The organism is Pseudomonadota bacterium, assembly GCA_027624715.1.
In the GTDB taxonomy this organism is placed as follows: Bacteria; Pseudomonadota; Gammaproteobacteria; order Burkholderiales; family Eutrophovitaceae; genus Eutrophovita.
On the sequence record JAQBTV010000005.1, the window covers coordinates 1 to 21,368 of the forward strand.

The following is a 21,368-nucleotide window of genomic DNA, read 5'->3' on the forward strand; positions in this document are numbered from 1 at the left end:
GGTTGGATTGTTTTTTATGTATCAGAAACCAGGAGATCGTACTAATACGGATTAATGTGTTTGAGAATAATATATATATCGTCAATTGGTTCGAAACTAAATAAGCCTTGAGGAGGTGACATGAAGTAGTCGACCGCTTATCTCCCTGCGGCGTAAAAATACTGTACTTGACATAATATACATTATACGCAATATGCCGCAAGTATCGATAATTCCCCAATAAGCATAAATTATGGCTAATTGTTTATCTTGAACGTAACCTGGGTTTCTTAACCCTCGCCAACGTACTAATTATTTATTAATATATTCATATGTTTATCCTAATAACATAATACTTTTATTAAGCGGTAGTATGGTCACTAAGTTAACTACAATCGCAGTGCTTCTAATCGTTGTTGAAATCGCTGCAGCCCAAGCCCAGGCCCTAGACTCATACTGTAAATTGACCGTTAATGGGGGGATTGGTATCAATGGTCCATGTGAATATAACCAAATTACTGGCGAATTTAATGATGGATTGCTAAAAACCGCTTGTAGATCAGGTTTGGAAACATGCAACCCAAACGATCTAGAAGTTATTCGGGGTGGCTCTTTTGGTTATATAGTCCCTAATGACGGACGGTGGGAGTTTTGCTGGAATCAAGGTGGTTACATCGATATAAACGAATGTTTTTTCTGGGTTAAAACAGGAGCGTAGCTGCTGGTTCGTACCGCAGAAGGTTGTGCTGTGTATCGATAAATAGTCGAAACCACTAGCTCGAAGGAGATCTCGCACCGACTCTTTGCGAATTAAACACATTATTTAAGCAAGCTAGCGTAAGTCCTCTAAGTCGCCCTTATAGGGAATCACATGGCGCACCCCTCCTTTTGGAAATTCACTATCACCTTTGCGTCTGGGGATTAAGTGAACGTGACAATGCCATACCGACTGACCGGCTACCTGCCCACAATTTATACCAATATTGAAACCCTCGATTCGCCGATCAGAATCTAATAACATTTGACGTTGCTCATGGATCAGTTCATTTATGGCCAATATCTCACCCGGAACTAATCCAAAAAAATCAAGCGTATGTCGTTTGGGAATAAAAAGCGTGTGCTTCTCAGTTACAGGAGAACCGTCTCGAACAGCATATGCGAGATGATTCTCCGAGACGATGCGTTCGCGATCTGATGCTTGAAGATCGCAGAACAGGCAGGCCGCGTTAGTCACTCGAATAATCGTTAGAAGTACTGATATTTTTTTACAGCATCTTCGTCCCAATCGAGACCGTTACCAATGCGGTCAGGAACGATTGCCATGCCGTCTTTTATTTCAAAGGGCTCCTTAACGAGTGGATTACCCCAGTCCCGATACTCAAGCCAATCTGCTGATTCGGAGGCTTTTAAAAGATGGGCAGACACTTCGGGGTATAAATGACTTGATAACGGGGCATTAGCCGCTCCAGCAATTGAGGCGGCACTCATCCACCCAGTGACCCCACCAATTCTCATGAGGTCAGGCATGTATAGATCTGCGGCATTAGCTTGAATCGCCTCTAGAAATGAGCGGGATCCGTAGATGTTTTCGCCGATTGATATTGGTGTTTTTATTTCTTTGGTTAACTGTGCGTTCTGTGCGTACGTATCGAACACAATGGGTTCTTCAAACCAATACATCCCTTGATCATCTAGCCCATGCAGTCTAGTAATCGCTTCTTGGATTGTTTGCCCTTGATTGAAATCGACCATGAGATGGATATCTTCTCCCACCGCTTCTCTGACGATTTTTATGGCTTTAATATCATCCTTTAGTCTCGCTCTGCCGAGTCGCATTTTAATAGCCTTGAAACCCCCTTCGCTGACTAATTCTTCAGCGTCTTTTGCTAATTTGTCAAACGGCAGCAGCCACAATCCATTGGTGTTGTAGGCTCTTAAAGGGCCAGTAGATCCTCCCAATAGGTTGGCAAGTGGCATATTCGCAGCCTTAGCAAGAGCGTCCCAAAGGGCCATATCCAAACCAGCAGCTGTAATTACACTCACACCCTGTCGTCCGATAAGGTGTAATGAGCCAATGATTTCTCGATACATATCGGCAGGATGGATCGTCCTACCTTTAAATTTCACGGCCATGTCATGCAATGCTGGCGCGATATATTTGACGGAATCTTTAATGTATGGTTCCAGATAACTGCGTCCAACAATGCCCTCTTTTGTTTGCACGTCGATTAGAATCAAGGGCCAATCAACGAACTGACCAACTTTTGCCACAATCGGACGTCTTAAAGGAACAAGTGAAGCCCGAACATTAATACTTTCAAAAGTAATCTTTTCCATACAATTTTATTTTTATTTTAGCAAGTCATATTTATTTATTTAGATTTTACACTTTACAGATTTTTTTCTCTCTCGACTAAAGATGTCGGTTGTTTAACTGTAGTTATTTTATGGTATTATTTTTAGGTACAAAAATTTGGTAAAAAACTTTCTATATCATTTTTTTAATTTTCTTAAGGATAAAAATTCGATGAAAAATACGATATTAAGTCTATTAGGTTTATTCATTTTTATTTCATCTGCTGGTGCCGAACATCACGGTGATTCCGTAGGTAAGCTTTCTTTCATCTCTAGTGCAAAGATGCAATTAGACGAAATTAAAGCAAATGACATCAGATTCTCAACGGCAGAGCTCGAAGGGCTCAGTAACGTCAATAGTTCGACATATGGACCAATTCCCGTAGGGACAGTGTTCGCGTTTAACTGCGCTGCAAGTAGCCTAGAAAAAGACGGCCAAAGTACGGTTTACGGCTTTTGTCGCGTTAAAGATAAAGACAATGATGAATTCTCAATTGAAAATACTCGGGTCGGCAGGTTAGGTGTTCCTGGAACTGGCAATAGCGTCATGCGCGGCATATCAGGTAAATACGCAAATTTAATGGGTGTCTGCAAATTTACTCCAACTTATTTAATTAACGATGGAGTATTTATATCGGTCGCGTATGACTGTGATATGAAGCATTAAAGCATCGTAATCATTTAATTTCAAATAGCGGCAGGCGAAAAGCCTGTCGTTTTTTATGGCTGAGCCAATGCAACAGCCCGTAAGCCTCTTCTGTCATGACTCAAAACGGTCGATCACCCTTCAACGTGATTCGATGCAGTAGCCTTAACTGTCCCTGATAGTCATTGAGGGGTAAATGCAATAGACAGCGGTTATCCCAAAGCGCTAAATGACCATTACACCACTTGACGCGACACTGAAACTCTTCCTTTGTCTGATGTGTAAATAATTCGGATAGTAGCGCCGTACTTGCCTCTGAATTGAGTTCTTGGACGCTGCAGGTGTGAGCAGGACTGATATAAAGACTTTTCAATTGAGTCTCAGGGTGAGTCCTAACCATAGGATGAATCGCTGAGTAATTGACGGGTACTTTCTTATTCGAGACCGGTGTTCGGTTTAAGCGTGTAGCGGAAACCGCCTCGAGGTCAGAGCGCGATTCAGCTGAGAATGATTGGATACGTTCTTTCGTTTTACTTGAGAGTGCGTCATAAGCCTTGTACTGGCTGGCGAAGAGCGTATCGCCACCGTTCAAGGGGACGTCTATCGCGTAGAGCATGCTGGCCATCGGTGGCTTTTGTAAGTAGATCGTATCCGTGTGCCAAACGCCTCCAAAGTTTTTAGTCTCTGTTGATTTTTTCAAAACACGGGTTATCTCAGGATGTCCCTCTAAGCCCTCTAAGAATGGGTAAATATCTGGAGATCCAAAATAAGTTGCAAATTTGAGCTGTTCGGAAGGCGTTAAAACCTGATTCTTTATGACCACAATGCTATATCTCATCCAAGCGGAATGAATTTGCTGTAACTCTTCTTCGCTGGCAGTCCTGACGGAAACTCCCTCAATGGTGCAGCCAACGATCTGATTGAGTGGCGTAATAATCATGGAATTGATCGTTATTCTGATAGAACTTCTATATTGTTCGTTATTTAAACTTAATTTTAATTAAAACAGTGACATTAAATTTACTGCCTGGTGTGAATTGTAAATGCTTATACAAAAAATAATCGATATACGACATCACAAGTTATTTGAAATAACGATGATTTTCATCATTATTTTCTCTGCTCTGACCGTGGGTGCGCGAACCTTCCACCAGCTCGAACCTTATCAAGATCTACTCTCATATTTTGACCTTTTAATCAGCATTATTTTTCTGGTGGAGATCATTATCCGTTATATCGCCGAGGGTGATTTGAAGCGTTTTGTTCGTGATCCATGGAACCTCTTCGATACCATCGTTGTAATTGGCAGTTTAATTCCATTAGAGAGCTCTAATCTGGTCTTTGTAGGACGTTTATTACGCATCTTTCGAGTTTTGAGGTTGATCTCGGTTATTCCTGAATTACGTCTCCTATTGAACGTAATATTTAAATCACTCCCAAGACTAGGTTACTTAGTTTTGCTGATGTTTATCTTCTTCTATATCTATGGCGCAATTGGATCGACCTTATTTGCATCCATTAACCCATTTCTGTGGGGTGATATCTCTAAGTCCATTCTCACCTTATTTCGTGTCATGACTTTCGATAACTGGATAGACGTCATGTATGAGGTGATGAATATTTACCCCCTATCATGGGTTTATTTCCTGACATTCATATTTTTCTCAGCTTTCGCATTTCTTAATATGCTGATCGCGATCGTAGTCGATGTCTTAAATAGGGAGAATAAGGCTTTAGATTTAGGGGATGATGAGGATGAACGCCATAAGCAGGAGCTGATGAGCGGCATTAAAAAAATATCGGGCGAACTGGAGCGTTTAAGAAACAAATTAGGCTGATGGTTCTATGCCACCTTTTAAATTAAAAATAGTCTGTTGAAGTTTTCCGTAGTTTTCTGAGCCACGACATCTAAGGGTAAGCCTTTAACGCGAGCGAGCTCCTCTAGAACAAAACGCACATAAGATGGTTCATTGGTTTTACCTCTATACGGCATCGGAGCTAAGTAAGGAGAATCTGTTTCAACCATTATGTACTCAATGGGTATCTCCTTTGCAACCGTACGAATTTCTTCGGCATTCTTAAAGGTCAAGATGCCAGAGAATGAAATAAAGAACCCTAGTTCAATTGAAGCGAGTGCAAATGGCATTGTTTCCGTGAAGCAATGCATCACACCCCTCACTTGCCCCTGCCCCTGCTCCCTAAGAACGTCTAGCGTGTCGCTACCCGCTTCTCGGGTGTGGATTATCAGAGGTTTCTGTGTGATTTTAGCTGCATTGATATGTACGCGAAAGCGCTCGCGTTGCCATTCGGTATCGCCCTTAGTTCTAAAATAATCAAGACCGGTTTCACCAATTGCGACTACTTTAGGGTGATTCGATAACGTCACTAATTGTTCTACCGTAGGCTCTTCACAATCTTGATGATCTGGGTGTACCCCGACAGACGCAAAAATAGTAGGGTACCGAGTTGCTAACCCTAATATATCCGGAAACTTCTCTAGCTCGACTGAGACGCATAAGGCCTTACAAACATTGTTCTCTTCCATCCGTCTAATAAGACCTTCGATATCTTCTGAGAGCTCTGGAAAGTTGATATGACAGTGTGAATCAACAATTTGCATGGTATTTTTTTCTATGTTCGCGGCCAATTTAAAAAGAGTGCTTCCAAGGCCAATCGTCGGTTAAGTGGATGATTTGCTGCCTTTAGATATTCATTAAAGTTGTCTTGCCAATGCGCGACTGCTTTGCGACTGAGTGAGCGTTTAATGCACCTAATCTCTGATACTTTATCTTTGTGAAAGACAATCTCACCGCCTAGATCTGCCATAAGTAAGTCATGCAATAAGGGATAAAAAATACGTTGCAGTATCGGTACTTCAACTTTTTCACAAAGTGCTGCAAGGTCAAACGCATTGATTGGTTCCTGACTTAATAGAGTAAGAATTTTATCTCGATTCTCAAAGAAAGTGTCATCCTCTATCAATTGCGTTGACGCAAAAGGGGCGCATCCCGAAAGGCGAATGGCAAGCTCTTTTCTATGTTCTTCGATCTGATGGTGCGAGGTTTGATGGTTTATCCAGTCTGACGTGACGTCGAGCCCTGGAGCTTTCACGTAAACCTTTAGGCACCGACTGAGTATGGTTGGAATCAGTGATTCTGAGTGCTTAGCCAATAAAATGAAATGAAGAAACTCTGGCGGTTCTTCTAAGTTTTTTAATAAGGCGTTCGATGCATTTTGATTTAAGTTGTCAGCCGGATCGATAATGATGATTTTTGCATGACCCCGATGAGGTTTGGTGTAACAGTAGCCCCCCAATTCTCGGACGGATTTCACGCTAATAACCTGTTTTGCTTTCTTTGTATTCCCGGCACCCTCGGCATCACCGCTTGCATCTGCTTCATCATTTGTTATCATTTTGAAATCAGGATGAGTTTCAGCCTGAAATAGGTGGCAAGATCCACATATTCCACAAGCCTCTTGCAAGAAAGATACCTTTTCACAAAGCGTAGATTGGGCGAGGTGAAGAGCCAAGGTTCTTTTCCCAACCCCCTCAACGCCGTAGATCAACAGTGCTGGTGGTAAATGTTTTCCGATTTTAGTTTTAGGCTCATCAAGCCATGAACACTGAGCTAACTGCATATTTGATCCAGCTCGTTTTGAACGAGTAGGCGAATCTGACTTTTTGAATTCAAAGAATCAATAACTTTTATGCGGGCAGGATCTTTCTTTGCCCGGTCTAGGTAGGCTTGCCGAACACGTTCATGAAAATCTATAGCTTTGGATTCAAAACGATCTTTAACGCGATGACTCATACGACGTTGGGCGATTTCAATCGGCAGATCAAAGAATAGAGTTAGATCGGGTTGAAGGGTTCCCTGAACCCAACGCTCCAATACTTCGATGCGTGATGGGTCAACACCCGCACCGCCACCCTGATAGGCAAATGTAGCGTCAGTGAAACGATCACAAATGACTACAGTTCCAGATTCTAAAGCCGGTTTTATGACGCGTGTTATGTGTTCTTTTCTCGCAGCAAACATCAGAAGCACTTCTGTATCCGAATCGAGAGGTGTTGTAACGCCTAGCATCATGTCTCGTAGCTGCTCGCTAAGCGGTGTTCCACCAGGTTCTCTAGTTTGAACAAGGTCTATCTTTCGATCTCGAAGGTATTTAACGGCATAGTTAAGCTGGGTGCTTTTCCCCGCTCCATCTACGCCTTCAAATGTGATGAAAAGGCCTTTAGTCACGTGCGCTCTCGTTGTTAGCGTTGGTATTCTTTCACAGCTGTATTGTGATCGCTAAGGTTATCAGAGAACTGGTGGGTACCGTCCCCTTTTGCGACAAAATAGAGTGCGGTCGTGCTCGCAGGGTGCATCACAGCACGAATAGAACTGCGACTAGGCAGCGCAATCGGTGACGGAGGTAAGCCATTTCTGGTGTACGTGTTGTAAGGATTATCGGCTTTTAGATCCTTGTAACGAATGTCACCATCGAAGTTATCACCGAGGCCATAAATCACAGTCGGGTCCGCCTGCAATCGCATACCATTTTTTAATCGATTCATAAATACGCCAGAAACAATTGATTTTTCTGCTGGAAGTGATGTCTCTTTTTCAATGATTGACGCGAGAATGAGTGCATTGTAAGGATCTTTAAAACGTATTTTGATATTTCGTTTGCGCCACTCTTCTTCGAGTACTTTGCTCAGCTTCTCATGAGCGATTTTCAATATTTCGAGGTCACTCGTTCCTCCAGAGAAAATGTAAGTATCAGGGAAAAACAACCCCTCTACATGTTCATAGGGTATGTTCAGGTGGTTAAGTATTTTCTTTTGGGTCCAACCAGTACTGCTGTGCAGAATTGCATCGTGGTCATCCAACGCCTTGCGTAAATCAGCGAATGTCCAACCCTCTTGTATTCGTAAACGGTTTTTTTCAAAGTAGCCACGATAAATCTTTTGCAGGACTTGGAATCCTGTCACGCCATCTTCAAATTTGTATTTTCCTGCTTTTATATCTGAACTGATACCAAAGACCCAGGCTAAGAGCTTAAAGGAGCGTGCATTATCAATGATAGACTTATTTGCTAGCTCGGTTGCCGCAGTTCCCAATGTCGCACCCCGCTCAATTGTTATCGTTGTTGGTTCTTCAAGTTCAGCTGAGCTCAAGCCAATAAATAAGAGCCAGCCCAGAAAAAACCCAATGAGAACACAGCTACCGATGGCCAGTTTTACAAGAATATTTTTTAAATGTGGCACGTTGCTCTATTCATCTGTTTTTGAGGCAGATAACAGTCATAGATTTAGTTAATCGAAGAGAATACGAGGCTGCCGTTTGTGCCACCGAAACCAAATGAATTAGAAATGGCAGATCGGATGGTCATTTTCCTGGCCTCATTAGGAACATAATCTAAGTCACACTCTGGATCAGGATCATTGAGATTGATTGTCGGCGGCGCAATTTGATCTCGAATCGCTAAGGCTGTGAATACTGCCTCTACACCACCTGCAGCGCCAAGAAGATGTCCGATACTTGATTTGGTCGAGCTCACGGCTAGGTTGTGCGCATGATCGCCAAACATTCGTTTTATGGCTACGGTCTCTGCAATATCGCCTAGTGGCGTCGACGTACCATGCGCATTAATGTAGTCAACAGTATCGGGATTAATACCACTGTTTTTAAGCGCATTAGTCATGCAACGAGCTGCACCCTCGCCATCTTTGCTAGGGGCCGTGATGTGATGTGCATCGGCACTCATACCGTACCCACTTAATTCGCAGTAAATTTTAGCGCCACGACGTTTGGCGTGCTCTAGCTCTTCTAGAACCATTACGCCGGCACCTTCCCCTAAAACGAACCCATCTCTACCTTTATCCCAGGGACGGCTTGCTGTTAAAGGGTCATCATTTCGTGTGCTGAGTGCGCGTGCCGCTGAAAACCCACCAACACCGAGGGGGGATATACAAGACTCTGCGCCACCCGCAACCATCACATCTACGTCACCATATTCAATCAATCTGGCAGAATCACCAATGCAGTGGGTCGCTGTGGTACAGGCAGTAACCATGGCTAGACTTGGGCCCCTCAGTCCGTACAGGATGGATAGATTCCCTGCGACCATGTTGATAATGGCGCCTGGAATGAAGAACGGCGATATCTTTCGAGGCCCACTCTCGCCTAAGATCTTTTTGGTATCTTCGATGAGCGGTAAACCACCGATACCCGATCCAATATTGACGCCGATACGCTCTGCGTTTTCAGGTGTTTTTGAGAATCCAGCATCTTCTAGAGCTTCGATACCTGCTGCGAGTCCATAATGAATGAACGTATCCATACGGCGTGCGTCCTTCGAGGGAAGGATCTTTGTAATATCAAAATCCTTTACTTCTCCAGCGATATGAGACGCAAATGGAATTGCATCAAAACGGGTGATTGTGCCGATCCCAGATTGCCCTTCTAGAATATTTCCCCAAGCCTTTGAAACATTGTTACCAACCGGACAAACAATCCCCAGGCCGGTTACGACAACCCGACGTCTTGACACCGGCTACTCCTTGAGTGGTTTGATAGCCTCATCGCTCGCTATTGGGTTAGCTATCTAAATTAGAATTGACATAATCAATAGCTTGCTGAACTGATGTAATTTTTTCAGCTTTTTCGTCAGGAATCTCGCATTCAAACTCTTCTTCAAGTGCCATGACTAATTCAACGGTATCCAGTGAATCAGCACCAAGATCATCTACAAAAGTTGCTTCATTTTTGATGTCAGCTTCTTTAACACCTAGCTGCTCAGCAACAATTTTCTTGACGCGTTGCTCGATTGATCCCATGTACAAAACCCCTCAGTTTCTAAAAAAAAGTGATTTAGTGAATACGTTTCACTACCGCGCGGTATTCTACCAAATAAAATGAGACCTCGGTTCTATTCCATCAACATGCCGCCATTGACGTGAATCGTCGATCCCGTGATGTAGGTGGAAAGATTGGATGCCAAAAATAGAACGGCATTTGCGATATCCGATACTTCGCCCAAGCGGCCTAGAGGCACTTGATTTATCAAGGTTTTTTTATGTTCTTCAGCTAAATCTTGTGTCATTTCCGTATCAATAAAGCCAGGGGCCACGCAATTTACGTTGATATTTCTCCCACCGAGCTCTCTGGCTAAGGACTTACTGAAGCCCACGATTCCTGCTTTTGCGGCAGCATAGTTGGATTGACCTGCATTACCCATGAACCCAACAACAGAGGTTAAGTTGATGATTTTTCCAGATCTTGCTTTGATCATGCTCCGACAAACGAGTTTCGATAGTCGGTAGACGGACTTGAGATTGGTATCCATGATGTCATCCCAATCGTCTTCTTTTATTCTCATCAATAAATTATCTCTGGTAATGCCAGCGTTGTTAACAAGGATCGATACGGGTCCATGCGCCTTTTCTATTTCTGAGAGGACCGAAGTACACTCGTCTGCCTTACAGACATTTAATCGATACCCAAGTCCTGATATGTTCTCTTTTTTGAAGAGTTCAGTAATCCGATTTGCCCCTTCGTCTGAAGTGGCTGTTCCGGCAACGGTTGCGCCTGTAAGACCCAACGTCTTTGCGATCTCTGCGCCTATGCCACGGCTCGCTCCAGTCACGAGGATCACCTCACCTGCCAAGCTTATATTCATATTTGCCCTTCTGAAAATTCGTTCATGGCTAACTCCATGTCTTTTGGAGAGGCTAAAGAAATCGTTTGGAACTCTTTGTCTATTCGTTTGTTGAGGCCGGTAATTACTTTTCCTGGACCGCATTCGCACCCGATACGGATGTCTTTTGCAACGATGTAGCGAATCGTCTCAACCCAACGAACGGGCTTAAATAATTGTTGATATAAACATTTTTTAATATCCTGTGCTGTACTCGATTCTTGAACATTTTCGTTATGCACTACTGGAATGTTCGCAGATTCAATACTTACTGTGTCTAAAATCGATGCGAATAAATCTGCCGCTGGTTTGATGAGACTGCAGTGAGATGGGGTGCTCATGGCAATCAACATTGCCCGTTTAGCTCCAAGTTTTTTTGCTTCCTCAATGGCTTTCTCGACTGTTTGTTTATCACCAGCAATAACAACTTGTCCTGGCGAATTGTAATTTGCGGGTTCTGCTACGCCCCCATCTATTGCTGCATTTTGACACGCTAAGCTGATGTTCTCATCAGTCAAACCCAACACCGCGGCCATCGCACCAACGCCAGAAGGCACGGCATTTTGCATTAGCACTGACCGTTGCCGAACAAGAGATACTGCGTCAGCAAAGTCAAGTGCACCAGAAGCTACCAAAGCCGCATATTCACCCAAACTATGACCCGCTAAAATTGAAGGTAACTTACCGCCGAGTTTAATCCAAGCACGATACATCGCAACGTCAGATATCAGCATTAGAGGTTGCGTGTTAGTGGTCAGTTCCAGTTGCTCCTCGGAACCAGTGTGTGCAAGCTCCCACATATCCTGTTGGAGGATCGATGAGGCCTCTTTAAATGTGTCTTTAACAACCGTAACGTTCGCGAAAGCATCCATCATACCCATTGATTGGGATCCTTGGCCAGGAAACAAAAAAGCAATTGTCACAATCGTTATTCCTTTATTTAAAACTAAAATTCAAGAAGCGCACCTCCCCAGGTGAATCCTCCGCCAACACTAGCGAATAACAATAATTGCCCCTTCTTGATTCGTCCATCTCGAACTGCTTCGTCGAGCGCTAATGGGATGGATGCGGCAGAGGTATTGCCATGGTGGGCTACGGTTGTGATCAATCGCTCTAAGGGTAAGTTTAGTTTTTTTGCGGTGGACTCCATAATCCGAATATTAGCTTGGTGTGGAATGAACCAATCAATCTCTTCGATCGTTTTTCCGGTAGCACTGAGCAACTCTCGGGCAGTTTGCTCAAAAACCTTAACGGCAAACTTAAAGACGATACCACCATCCATTTGAACCATAGGTGAGCCTTCTACCTTACCACCCTTAACCCAACCGGGAACCCATAAGTGTTTATACAAAGAGCCATCCGCGTGTAGGTTCGTTTGAATAATGCCTGGGTTATCAGCGCCAGAGAGTACAACTGCACCAGCGCCATCTCCGAATAACACACAAGTGGTTCGGTCACTCCAATCAAGAATACGGGAATAGACTTCAGCGCCAATCAGTAATACGTTCTTTGCTTGCCCACTTTTAATAAATAAGTCAGCGATATTTAGCCCATAAACAAAACCTGAACACACTGCTTGGACATCAAATGCAGGACCTCCCGAAATATTTAATTTAGATTGCACAATGCAAGCTGTACTTGGAAAGATCATATCCGGTGTCGTTGTCGCGACGATAATGAGATCTATGTCGCTGGCACTAAGGCCGGATTGGTCAATTGCTAGTTGAGCTGCTTTTGTAGCTAAGTCGCTGGTGACCTCATTGTCCGCAGCAACATGTCTTTGTTTAATACCTGAGCGCGACACAATCCATTCATTGTTAGTGTCAATACATTTTTCAAGATCTTTATTCGTTAAGATTTTTTCGGGAAGGTAGCTACCAGTGCCAATAATTCTTGAATACATCACAGCTCTCCTTGTTCCGGCACTTTGATGTTTTCAGTAATCGCATCAAGCATAGAATGTTTGACTTCTTCATAGGCTCTTTGCATCGCAAATCCAAGACTATACACATCCGCTGCCCCGTGACTTTTAACCACAATACCTCTTAATCCTAATAGGCTTGCACCGTTGTATCGCCTATGATCTACGCGCTCTTTAAAACGATTTATCACTGGCGAAGCCAATACCCCCAACAGCTTCGTGAGCGGATTTCGATGGAACTCCTCTTTAAGATACTTCCCTAACATTTGAGCTAGTCCTTCGGATGTTTTTAGTGCCACATTACCAACAAATCCATCGCAAACAATTACATCCGTTGTGCCTCTATAAATATCTGTGCCCTCAACATTACCTTTAAAGTTAAGAGAGCTATGCTTCAATAATTCTGAAGCCTCTTTAATGACTTCATTTCCCTTAATGTCCTCTGAGCCAATGTTAAGTAGACCAATGCTTGGGAAATTGCTACCACCGCTTAAACTTACTAGGCAGCTGCCCATGACTGCAAATTGAAGTAAATGTTCGGCCGAGCAGTCTACGTTCGCTCCTAAATCGAGCATGCAGACTTGACCGTTATGTGTTGGCAAAAAAGAAGCAATTGCTGGCCTTTCAATACCGGGTAACATTTTGAGTACAAATCTTGAGATGGCCATCAGAGCGCCTGTATTACCCGCGCTCACACACGCATCTGCCTGTTCTTCTTTGATCAGGTTAACTGCTACTCTCATTGATGAGTTTTTCTTACTGCGGAGTGCTTGAGCAGGGCCTTCGTCCATGCCTATAACTTCTTCGGCATGAATGATTGTTAATCGATCTTTGTTGTGTGGATGTTGATTTAACGCTTTGCTAATTTGATCCGATATGCCTACTAAAATGACATGAGCATCTTGACGAGATTTTACAAAATGAATAGCAGCAGGAACGGTAACTTTGACACCATGATCACCTCCCATACAATCAAGTGCTATTGTGATGGTCATTGTATGTATGCCGAGTGTTGCACAGCAGTGCAATTAACTTGGTCCATGTGTCTCAGGTGGCCTTTGTGTTAAATTTTTGCAGGCACCATTAGTGGCTACAAAAATTTAATCGTCGTTTTTCTGAATAACTTTCTTGCCACGATAAAAGCCGTTTGGGCTGATGTGGTGACGAAGATGCGTTTCTCCAGCGCTTGCCTCGACCGCTATCGATGGGCTCGATAACGCGTCGTGAGAACGACGCATGTTTCGACGAGATGGTGATTTTTTGCTTTTTTGTACGGCCATTTGTGTTCACTCCAAAGTTTCTAAATTTAAGATGACTGCTTCAGTCCGCTAAATGGGTTTGTCAAATCTGATTGATCATCCGGCAGCTGAGGTCTTTCACAATCTCCTTCTTCGTGAAGCGGAACCATTGGCAAGGTCAATAATAGTTCGTCTTCAACAAATTCAATAAGATTTAATTCCTTCTTAGCTAGAATCGTGTTGATATCTTGTTCTCCCCGAGAAATCTCAACGAGCTCATGTTCTTTGGTTATTATTATAAACCGACTGCGCGAATTAATCTGAAAATCAAATAAATCAATGCATCGTTGGCATGTCAGTGTAAAAGCACCTAGAATCTTAAGTTCGATAAACGCTTTACCGTCGTGCTGTATTCCACCAGTGACGTTTGCTTGAACGACGCCATTTACGATAGCTGACACATCAGTTAACCTAGGGAGGTCGGCTAACTTGAGCTGGAGATCCTGGGATTGGGTTTTTTGTGCAAACCCTAGTGTGTCAATGATAGGTCGATTACTCATAGCGCGCGCATAATATTGATTATATGTGCATTTGTCAAAATTTTATCTTAAAAATTTAGAGCCATGGGTTCCTATTCCACGCCAATTATTGTTCTTGCATCTACCTCAATTTATCGCCAAGAGTTGCTCAAACGTATTTGTAAAAATTTTCAAGTAGTGTCACCAAAAGTTGATGAGACCCCGCTGCCAAACGAGGATGCTCGATTGTGCGCAGAGAGGTTATCTATCGCGAAAGCACGTGCGGTAGCTCATTTAACTGGCAGAGATCTTATTATCGGATCGGATCAAGTAGCCGAATGTGATGGTAGGAGATTGTCCAAACCAGGTAGTTTAGATAAAGCTATTGAACAGCTCAAATTTGCGAGTGGTCGGACTGCATTTTTTTATACGGGCATATGTGTCTTGAACCGTCACACCAATAAATACCAATCTTTGGTGGTGGATACCGAGGTGACATTTCGACAACTGAGTCTCTCTGAGATCCAACGCTATGTGGAAACAGAAGACGTGCTGGGCTGTGCGGGGAGTGCTAAGTCTGAGGGTTTGGGCATTACGTTGCTTGAGTCGATTCTCGGCTCAGATCCAACTGCCTTGGTCGGTTTGCCCTTAATCGCGCTTTCAAGAATGCTTCGAGATGAGGGGGTTACATTACCGTAGTGTATTATAATGTACCGTTAATATAAATTGTAACCCATTGATTTATAGTATATCTCAGCACCTACCTTCCTCGCAATACGTTCAACATAGCTCTCTTTCACCGAATAATTAACGAGTTCTTTAGCTCCAATAACATCCCGAGATACAGAAAGTACGCTGCCATAGGCATCAGCCAATCCAAGGTTGATACTCTGCTCTCCAGTCCAAACTAAACCAGAAAAAATCTCTGGATTGTCTTTTAGGCGCTCTCCTCGTCCTAGAGTTACAGCCTTGATGAATTGTTGGTGAATGTTATTAAGCATCTTTTCAGCATGATCACGTTGACCTGGTTCCATGGGTAAAAATGGATCCAGAAATCCTTTGTTCTCCCCTGCGGTGAGTAATCGACGCTTAATTCCAAGAGAATTTAAAGCCTCGGTAAATTCGAATCCGTCCAAACGAACCCCAATAGAGCCCACTATGCTTGAGGGGGAAACAAAGATTTGATCAGCGGCAACGGCTACATAGTAACCGCCAGACGCGCAAATATCCTCGACGACAGCATAAACCGGAATTGAAGGGTTGATACCACGTAGGCGCATGATTTCTTGATTGATCAATTCTGATTGGACTGGACTACCTCCAGGACTATTGATGCGAATGAGGATGCCTTTGACATTAACATTTGCAAACGCATCTTCTAGGCCTGCAATGACATCGTAGGCATTTGCTGGCGCCTCCGATGCGATTACACCATCCAAATCTATGATGGCAGTGTGTGGACCTTGGTTGGGAACCCCACCATCAAACGTCAACGTTACGAACACACCAACCCCGACGACTAAATAAATTAATCGAAAGAATATTTTCCATCGACGTGCTAGTCGCTGCTCTACTAGTGATGCTTGAGCTAAATCAGTCAGTGTATTTTTCTCTAAGGTATCCATCTAATCACTCAAAATTGTGTGTAGGAGCCGCTGGTTCAGCTCACTAATTTTTTGATCAATTGTGGTGATTCACCGCAATCTTATTTACGAGACGCACCTTGGACTATACATCTCCCTCTAGCACGGGGTGGCATCCAGCAGTACTCTAATCTAACCCTATCATTTTTAGGGTAATCTTTCTTGTTTTTCTCGTCTAGCCTAGGCCTACTCTTCTACAAGATATACGCCGCCATCTTCTTCGATAGTCACTAGTTTAGTGAGGAACACCCCCTTGCACGGCCCACCGATACATTCTCCGGTGCCTGGAAGATACAAAGCTCCATGTGTAGCACATATCAGCAACTCTTGGTCCGCATCAAAAAACTCCCCGTGTTGCCAGTCAAGTTCTACTTGTAAATGGGCGCACCGATTTACGTAGCCAAACACTAATCCGTTATGACGTATGACAAAACCAGGAATCTCTTCCCCGTTGTCACCTGTTGTTGCGAAGCGCACGCCCCTGCCACATTCTTTTAAATCCGAGGGCTGACAAATCAACCGTTTTCGAGAAGCCATGCCATCAATGCCTCAAAGCTATCCACACACGTTAACGGATTAAGAGCGATAAGCTCATTTTTATCATGCGCCCCATAACTGACGCCAACGCCCCAAGCTCCCGCGTTTTTAGCGAGCAGTAAGTCATGCGAAGTGTCCCCAATCATGAGCGTTCGGTCAGGGGTTACTGCGAGATCATCCATAATGAATTGCAGCATATCGGGATGTGGCTTGGGGAACCCCTCATCACCACATCGTGTCACCGAAAATAAATGGCCGAAATCTACTTTTTTTAATGCACGATCTAGGCCGACCCGGCTTTTCCCAGTAGCCACTGCTAAAAAATAATTTCTTTCTATTAAAGCTTTCAGCCCGTCTGAGGCACCTTGGAAAGCATGAATAGTCTTATCGGCAATTAAAAAATGATGCCGGTAACGATCGACAATACCTTTGTGTTGGCTTTCGGTGAGATTAGGAGATAAATAGTTAAAGGTATCCAAAAGGCCTAAGCCTATAACGTGTTTGGCAGCCGCCTCCGCAGGAACCGGCAAATCGTTATCAGCATACGACTTTTGAATACTTTGCGTAATATGCGCTGTCGAATCTACGAGTGTTCCATCCCAATCAAAAACAATTAAATCGAAATTTCTCATGGAATGTCTAGCACTTTCTTTTGTTGTGATTCATCAATAACAGTCATGACCCGCCTCAGCTCTGTTGGTATTGGCGATTCAATTTTCATTCTCTTTCCGAGTTCGGGGTGCGTGAAAGAAAATTGATGCGCATGAAGAAACATCCGCTTTAGACCATAGGCTTGGAAGATTTTGTTTCGCTGAAAATCTCCATATTTTTCATCGCCCAAAATCGGGAAGTTTTTATGCGCCAAGTGAACTCGGATTTGATGCGTTCTTCCAGTCTTAAGATTAGCTTCGATTAAGGTGGTTTGTCCGTGCGTCTCAAGCGCACGAACTAATGTAAGGGATGGCTTACCCTCAGATCCATCAACAACAACTCTACGCTCACCGTCTTTAGAGACAAACTTACGGAGGGGTAAGTCTATCTTGTTAATGGCGCGGTCCCAAACACCCCAGACCAAAGCGACATATATTTTTTTCGTCAGACTATCCCTAATTTGGCCATGTAAGTGGGTCAGCGCCGTTCGTGTTTTGGCGAGCAGCAGAACGCCTGAAGTTTCTTTATCCAACCGATGTACAAGTTCAAGAAAAGGTATATTGGGCCTATCCACCCTTAAGATCTCAATGATTCCAAAAGAGACCCCGCTTCCTCCGTGAACGGCTAAACCAGAGGGCTTGTCAATAGCAAGCACATGGTCATCCTCATACAAAATGGGCAGTTGCATGGAGTTTCTCGGTTTCGCTCCCTCGTCTCTTTGTGCAACGCGTATTGGAGGAATACGGACTTTATCCCCCTCCGTGAGTCTGCGACTCGGACCTGCGCGGCCTCCATTCACACGCACTTCCCCACTACGCAAAATACGATAAATATGACTCTTAGGGACACCTTTGAGTATCTTCAATAAGTAGTTATCAATTCGTTGCGCTTCGCCATCAACGCCAATCACGACTTGATTCACACGATCTTTACATAAGTTATTCATTTTGCATTATAATCCGCCAACGAGCCGTTTGACGACGAGAATGCCACGGTCTCATGAAGATCGTGCGGCCTCCGGGTTTATAGTCCCGTTGTTAGTTAGCCGTTTAGTTCTCAACGAATTTAGTAGCAGGCTCGTCCCAAGGTTAATTTCGCTCACCTCATATAGTGAAAAACGAAAGTAGCGATATAGTAAATGATTTGCGCGCTTAGAACAGCGTGGGAGAATCAAAGTGCCAACGCCATTAAGATGCGGGGGCCTATGTAATAAACCGGAAAGATATTGATTTAGGAAACGATTACTCGACACAACGAAAGAATTTATTTAATTTATTAATTGAAATAGTTGAACGAAATTATCTAAAACTAGCGCCGGTTTAATCTCCTACAGCGGTGTATGCGCAGGGGAATATAAATGAAGCGAATGTTATTTAACGCGACCCATGCCGAAGAGCTGAGAGTTGCAATAGTCGATGGACAAACACTCCTCGATTTAGATGTAGAAACAACAGGCAAGGAACAGAAAAAAAGTAATATTTACAAAGCTGTTATTACCCGAATCGAGCCCAGTCTCGAAGCGGCCTTTGTTAATTACGGTCCCGAAAGGCATGGATTTCTTCCTTTCAAGGAAATCAGTAGGTCTTACTTTAAAGATCCGCAAGCTAATCCCACCAAAGTTCGAATTCAGGATGTGTTATCCGAGGGTACCGAACTTATCGTGCAAGTTGAAAAAGACGAGCGTGGCAACAAAGGTGCGGCATTAACCACATTCATCAGTCTGGCAGGACGGTACTTAGTTTTAATGCCTAATAACCCTCGTGGGGGCGGTGTTTCAAGAAGAATCGAAGGCGAAGAACGAGAGCAAATGCGTGACTCCATGGATCAACTTAGCCTTCCTAAGGGAATGAGCGTAATCGCCCGCACAGCCGGTATTGGTCGCAGCGCAGAAGAGTTAGAGTGGGATTTAAACTATCTAACTCAATTATGGAAAGCGGTTGACGGAGCTGCCGGCAGCCAAAAAGCGCCGTTCTTAATCTATCAAGATGCAAGTCTTGTTATTCGGGCGATTCGAGATTATTTCCGGCAAGATATTGGCGAAATACTTATCGATACTGAATCAATTTACGAGCAAGCTCGCCAGTTTATGGGGCATGTCATGCCGCATAACGTGGATCGGGTTAAATGGTATCAGGAAGAAACTCCCCTATTCTCCCGTTTTCAAATTGAGCATCAGACAGAATCAGCTTATTCGCGACAGGTTCTTTTGCCTTCTGGTGGATCTATTGTTATTGATCACACAGAGGCCATGGTCTCTATCGATGTTAACTCTGCGCGATCGACACGAGGTAGCGATATCGAGGAAACGGCACGCAAAACAAATATCGAAGCAGCTGAGGAAATCGCAAGACAATTGCGTCTGCGTGACTTGGGTGGGCTTGTAGTTATCGATTTTATCGATATGGAAAACCCGAAGAGCCAACGTGAAGTCGAAAACACACTACGTGAGGCCCTTAGGTATGATCGCGCGCGAGTTAATGTAGGAAAAATTTCTAGGTTTGGATTGCTGGAGCTGGCGCGACAAAGACTGCAAACTTCGCTTGGTGAAACAAGCCATATCACCTGCCCACGATGTAGTGGTACCGGGACTATCCGCTCCGTTGAGTCTACCGCTTTGCATGTTCTTAGAATCGTGCAAGAAGAGGCAATGAAAGAGAGTACTGCGGCGGTACACGCCCAAGTTCCTGTTGCTGTTGCGTCCTATTTGCTCAATGAAAAGAGACACGAGCTCTACGCTATTGAGCAGCGGGTAAAAGTGAGCTGTGTATTGATACCAAATACCCACTTAGAAACGCCACATTACACGGTGAAACGTGTACGTCATGATGAGCTTAATCAAATTGATACGACTATGCCGAGCTATAATTTGGTTGAGGAAGTGACTGAGCAAGGACTAGAAAATGACAAGAAGCAAGACGTAATAAAACCTTCTGCTGCAGTGAAAGGAGTGACTCCAATAAAGGCGCCCCCATCACAAATCAAAAAAGATAGTTTCTTTAAACGACTCATTCTTTCCATATTCGGCTCTAGTGAAGACAAAGAAAAATCTTCTTCGGACACTCAACGTAGAAATCCGCGTACTGACCGGAGGCACGGCAGTCGGGATGACGAACGTAATGATCGTCGTCGCGGTCGTATCGATTCCCGTGGTGACCGTCGTCGACCAAGGAGAGGACGTGGTAGATATGCTGAAAACGGTAATGATGATTCTTCCAACAATTCTGTGCAGCAAAAAGAAGAAGTTAAAAATCTCGTAGACACGTCCAACAATAGAAGCATAGATACCACGGCACAAATAAGTGAGCACTCAGAACGACGAGAAGATCAGGCTGGGAGCCCTCGTCGCACAAATAACTATCGACGAGGTCGCAACCGGAGAAATGACGGTGGAGAGAATACGGCATCAGCCTCTGTAGCAACTATGGGCGCAGAATCGGGCACCCAAGGTCAGCAAGCTCCTAGTCCTCAATCGATGGTATCTACCGGTTATGACGTTGATTACGAGGCGCTCGGTAGGGAAACACCTCATGTGGCCGAAACCAGGCACACAACGGTTGATAAGCCCGAAGTAAAAACCAATGGATCTTTGTTCCATAGCCCTTCGGATGAGGACGATGTGCGTGAAGTGGTTCATGTGCCGGCGGCTGTTGCTGAAACGCTTCCGCCTATCATCCGAATGCCGATTGTGGAGGAACCGATACTGTTACCCCAGGGTATGACAATGATAGAGACCACACCGTCTGCGAGCGGCTCTAGTCTTGAGTCACAGCAAAATACAGCTGAGTTAGAGAAAGCAAGAGAAGAACGACGAATGCGGCGACAAGCCAAGGATGCGACTATATCAGCAAGTGAGCCACTCCAAAGGGTAGAAACAAAGGTATAGTCTATAATAAAGAAAAGCAACTTGTGACCATTATAATTTGGTCACCTTGAGGTAAATTGGCGGATACATGTGATTCAAAAATGTGTCCGCCCCTCTGTCAATTATTTCAAGCACAGTATTAAATTCGCCCTCCACACCATATTAGGAGTCAGGCACGTCGACTCGCAAACATCTTTTGCTATATTTAAAAAACATAGGATACTTGATCTATTATCTGTGAGGTTCAATCGTTGATACGTCTTCAGGTGTTCCATACCCATTAATAGAAGAACAGATTGTTTCCCACACAAACAATTAGAAGCTTCATA

General features: G+C 43.9%; 24 protein-coding genes. 5 read left to right on the forward strand and 19 right to left on the reverse strand.

The window, feature by feature from the left end:
• Positions 1–352: 352 nt before the first annotated feature.
• Positions 353–697, forward strand: coding sequence for a hypothetical protein (locus O3A65_04645; GenBank protein MDA1331760.1), 345 nt, complete (start codon positions 353–355; stop codon positions 695–697).
• 114 nt (positions 698–811) lie between these two features.
• Here the strand turns inward: O3A65_04645 and O3A65_04650 are convergent, their stop codons facing one another.
• On the reverse strand, positions 812–1,213 hold the full coding sequence (locus tag O3A65_04650) for an HIT family protein (protein ID MDA1331761.1): 402 nt from the start codon (positions 1,211–1,213) through the stop codon (positions 812–814).
• 11 nt (positions 1,214–1,224) lie between these two features.
• A complete protein-coding gene (locus O3A65_04655; protein MDA1331762.1) occupies positions 1,225–2,316 on the reverse strand; it encodes a mandelate racemase in 1,092 nt (363 codons plus the stop codon).
• A 190-nt stretch (positions 2,317–2,506) separates the two neighbouring features.
• On the opposite strand from O3A65_04655, the gene O3A65_04660 reads away from it, so the two are divergent.
• Positions 2,507–3,001 (forward strand): hypothetical protein, encoded by a 495-nt coding sequence (locus O3A65_04660; protein ID MDA1331763.1) that lies wholly within the window; start codon positions 2,507–2,509, stop codon positions 2,999–3,001.
• 100 nt (positions 3,002–3,101) lie between these two features.
• Here O3A65_04660 and O3A65_04665 read toward each other — a convergent pair whose 3' ends face one another.
• Positions 3,102–3,920: a TauD/TfdA family dioxygenase gene (locus tag O3A65_04665; protein MDA1331764.1), complete on the reverse strand. Its 819-nt coding sequence runs from the start codon at positions 3,918–3,920 to the stop codon at positions 3,102–3,104.
• 103 nt (positions 3,921–4,023) lie between these two features.
• Between O3A65_04665 and O3A65_04670 the strand changes: the two genes are divergently transcribed.
• Positions 4,024–4,818 (forward strand): ion transporter, encoded by a 795-nt coding sequence (locus O3A65_04670; GenBank protein MDA1331765.1) that lies wholly within the window; start codon positions 4,024–4,026, stop codon positions 4,816–4,818.
• 17 nt (positions 4,819–4,835) lie between these two features.
• Here the strand turns inward: O3A65_04670 and O3A65_04675 are convergent, their stop codons facing one another.
• From O3A65_04675 to O3A65_04730, 12 genes are all read right to left on the reverse strand, one after another.
• Positions 4,836–5,600, reverse strand: coding sequence for a TatD family hydrolase (locus O3A65_04675; GenBank protein MDA1331766.1), 765 nt, complete (start codon positions 5,598–5,600; stop codon positions 4,836–4,838).
• A gap of 11 nt (positions 5,601–5,611) precedes the next feature.
• Positions 5,612–6,619, reverse strand: coding sequence for an AAA family ATPase (locus O3A65_04680; GenBank protein MDA1331767.1), 1,008 nt, complete (start codon positions 6,617–6,619; stop codon positions 5,612–5,614).
• On the reverse strand, positions 6,610–7,227 hold the full coding sequence (gene tmk, locus O3A65_04685) for a dTMP kinase (GenBank protein MDA1331768.1): 618 nt from the start codon (positions 7,225–7,227) through the stop codon (positions 6,610–6,612). Before tmk ends, O3A65_04680 begins: the two co-directional genes overlap by 10 nt.
• 14 nt (positions 7,228–7,241) lie before the next feature.
• Complete coding sequence (gene mltG / locus O3A65_04690; protein ID MDA1331769.1) at positions 7,242–8,237, reverse strand: endolytic transglycosylase MltG; 996 nt, start codon at positions 8,235–8,237, stop codon at positions 7,242–7,244.
• Positions 8,238–8,281: 44 nt separating this feature from the next.
• The gene (fabF, locus tag O3A65_04695) at positions 8,282–9,523 is read right to left on the reverse strand and encodes a beta-ketoacyl-ACP synthase II (protein MDA1331770.1); all 1,242 of its coding nucleotides are present in this window, start codon (positions 9,521–9,523) and stop codon (positions 8,282–8,284) included.
• 46 nt (positions 9,524–9,569) lie between these two features.
• Entirely contained in the window at positions 9,570–9,809 is a 240-nt protein-coding gene (acpP, locus tag O3A65_04700; protein MDA1331771.1) for an acyl carrier protein, read from the reverse strand.
• Between the two features lie 92 nt (positions 9,810–9,901).
• A complete protein-coding gene (gene fabG, locus O3A65_04705) occupies positions 9,902–10,651 on the reverse strand; it encodes a 3-oxoacyl-ACP reductase FabG (GenBank protein ID MDA1331772.1) in 750 nt (249 codons plus the stop codon).
• Positions 10,648–11,592, reverse strand: a complete 945-nt coding sequence (gene fabD, locus O3A65_04710; protein MDA1331773.1) for an ACP S-malonyltransferase — start codon at positions 11,590–11,592, stop codon at positions 10,648–10,650. Before fabD ends, fabG begins: the two co-directional genes overlap by 4 nt.
• Positions 11,593–11,615: 23 nt before the next feature.
• Complete coding sequence (locus O3A65_04715) at positions 11,616–12,572, reverse strand: ketoacyl-ACP synthase III (GenBank protein MDA1331774.1); 957 nt, start codon at positions 12,570–12,572, stop codon at positions 11,616–11,618.
• The gene (plsX, locus tag O3A65_04720) at positions 12,572–13,585 is read right to left on the reverse strand and encodes a phosphate acyltransferase PlsX (GenBank protein MDA1331775.1); all 1,014 of its coding nucleotides are present in this window, start codon (positions 13,583–13,585) and stop codon (positions 12,572–12,574) included. The genes O3A65_04715 and plsX overlap by 1 nt, the downstream gene beginning before the upstream one ends.
• A 105-nt stretch (positions 13,586–13,690) precedes the next feature.
• On the reverse strand, positions 13,691–13,870 hold the full coding sequence (gene rpmF / locus O3A65_04725; protein MDA1331776.1) for a 50S ribosomal protein L32: 180 nt from the start codon (positions 13,868–13,870) through the stop codon (positions 13,691–13,693).
• 26 nt (positions 13,871–13,896) lie between these two features.
• Positions 13,897–14,388, reverse strand: coding sequence for a YceD family protein (locus O3A65_04730; protein ID MDA1331777.1), 492 nt, complete (start codon positions 14,386–14,388; stop codon positions 13,897–13,899).
• Between the two features lie 63 nt (positions 14,389–14,451).
• Between O3A65_04730 and O3A65_04735 the strand changes: the two genes are divergently transcribed.
• A complete protein-coding gene (locus O3A65_04735; protein MDA1331778.1) occupies positions 14,452–15,045 on the forward strand; it encodes a Maf family nucleotide pyrophosphatase in 594 nt (197 codons plus the stop codon).
• A gap of 17 nt (positions 15,046–15,062) precedes the next feature.
• On the opposite strand, the gene O3A65_04740 is transcribed toward O3A65_04735, so the two are convergent.
• The 4 genes from O3A65_04740 to O3A65_04755 all read right to left on the reverse strand — a co-directional run bounded on the left by O3A65_04740 (position 15,063) and on the right by O3A65_04755 (position 18,123).
• Positions 15,063–15,971: a S49 family peptidase gene (locus O3A65_04740; GenBank protein MDA1331779.1), complete on the reverse strand. Its 909-nt coding sequence runs from the start codon at positions 15,969–15,971 to the stop codon at positions 15,063–15,065.
• A gap of 204 nt (positions 15,972–16,175) precedes the next feature.
• Positions 16,176–16,526 carry a Rieske 2Fe-2S domain-containing protein gene (locus tag O3A65_04745; GenBank protein MDA1331780.1) on the reverse strand — a complete coding sequence of 117 codons (351 nt, stop codon included), beginning with the start codon at positions 16,524–16,526 and terminating at the stop codon, positions 16,176–16,178.
• Positions 16,505–17,158: an HAD-IA family hydrolase gene (locus tag O3A65_04750; GenBank protein ID MDA1331781.1), complete on the reverse strand. Its 654-nt coding sequence runs from the start codon at positions 17,156–17,158 to the stop codon at positions 16,505–16,507. The genes O3A65_04745 and O3A65_04750 overlap by 22 nt, the downstream gene beginning before the upstream one ends.
• Entirely contained in the window at positions 17,155–18,123 is a 969-nt protein-coding gene (locus O3A65_04755; protein MDA1331782.1) for an RluA family pseudouridine synthase, read from the reverse strand. Before O3A65_04755 ends, O3A65_04750 begins: the two co-directional genes overlap by 4 nt.
• A 411-nt stretch (positions 18,124–18,534) precedes the next feature.
• Between O3A65_04755 and O3A65_04760 the strand changes: the two genes are divergently transcribed.
• Positions 18,535–21,060, forward strand: coding sequence for an Rne/Rng family ribonuclease (locus O3A65_04760; protein ID MDA1331783.1), 2,526 nt, complete (start codon positions 18,535–18,537; stop codon positions 21,058–21,060).
• Positions 21,061–21,368 lie beyond the last annotated feature (308 nt).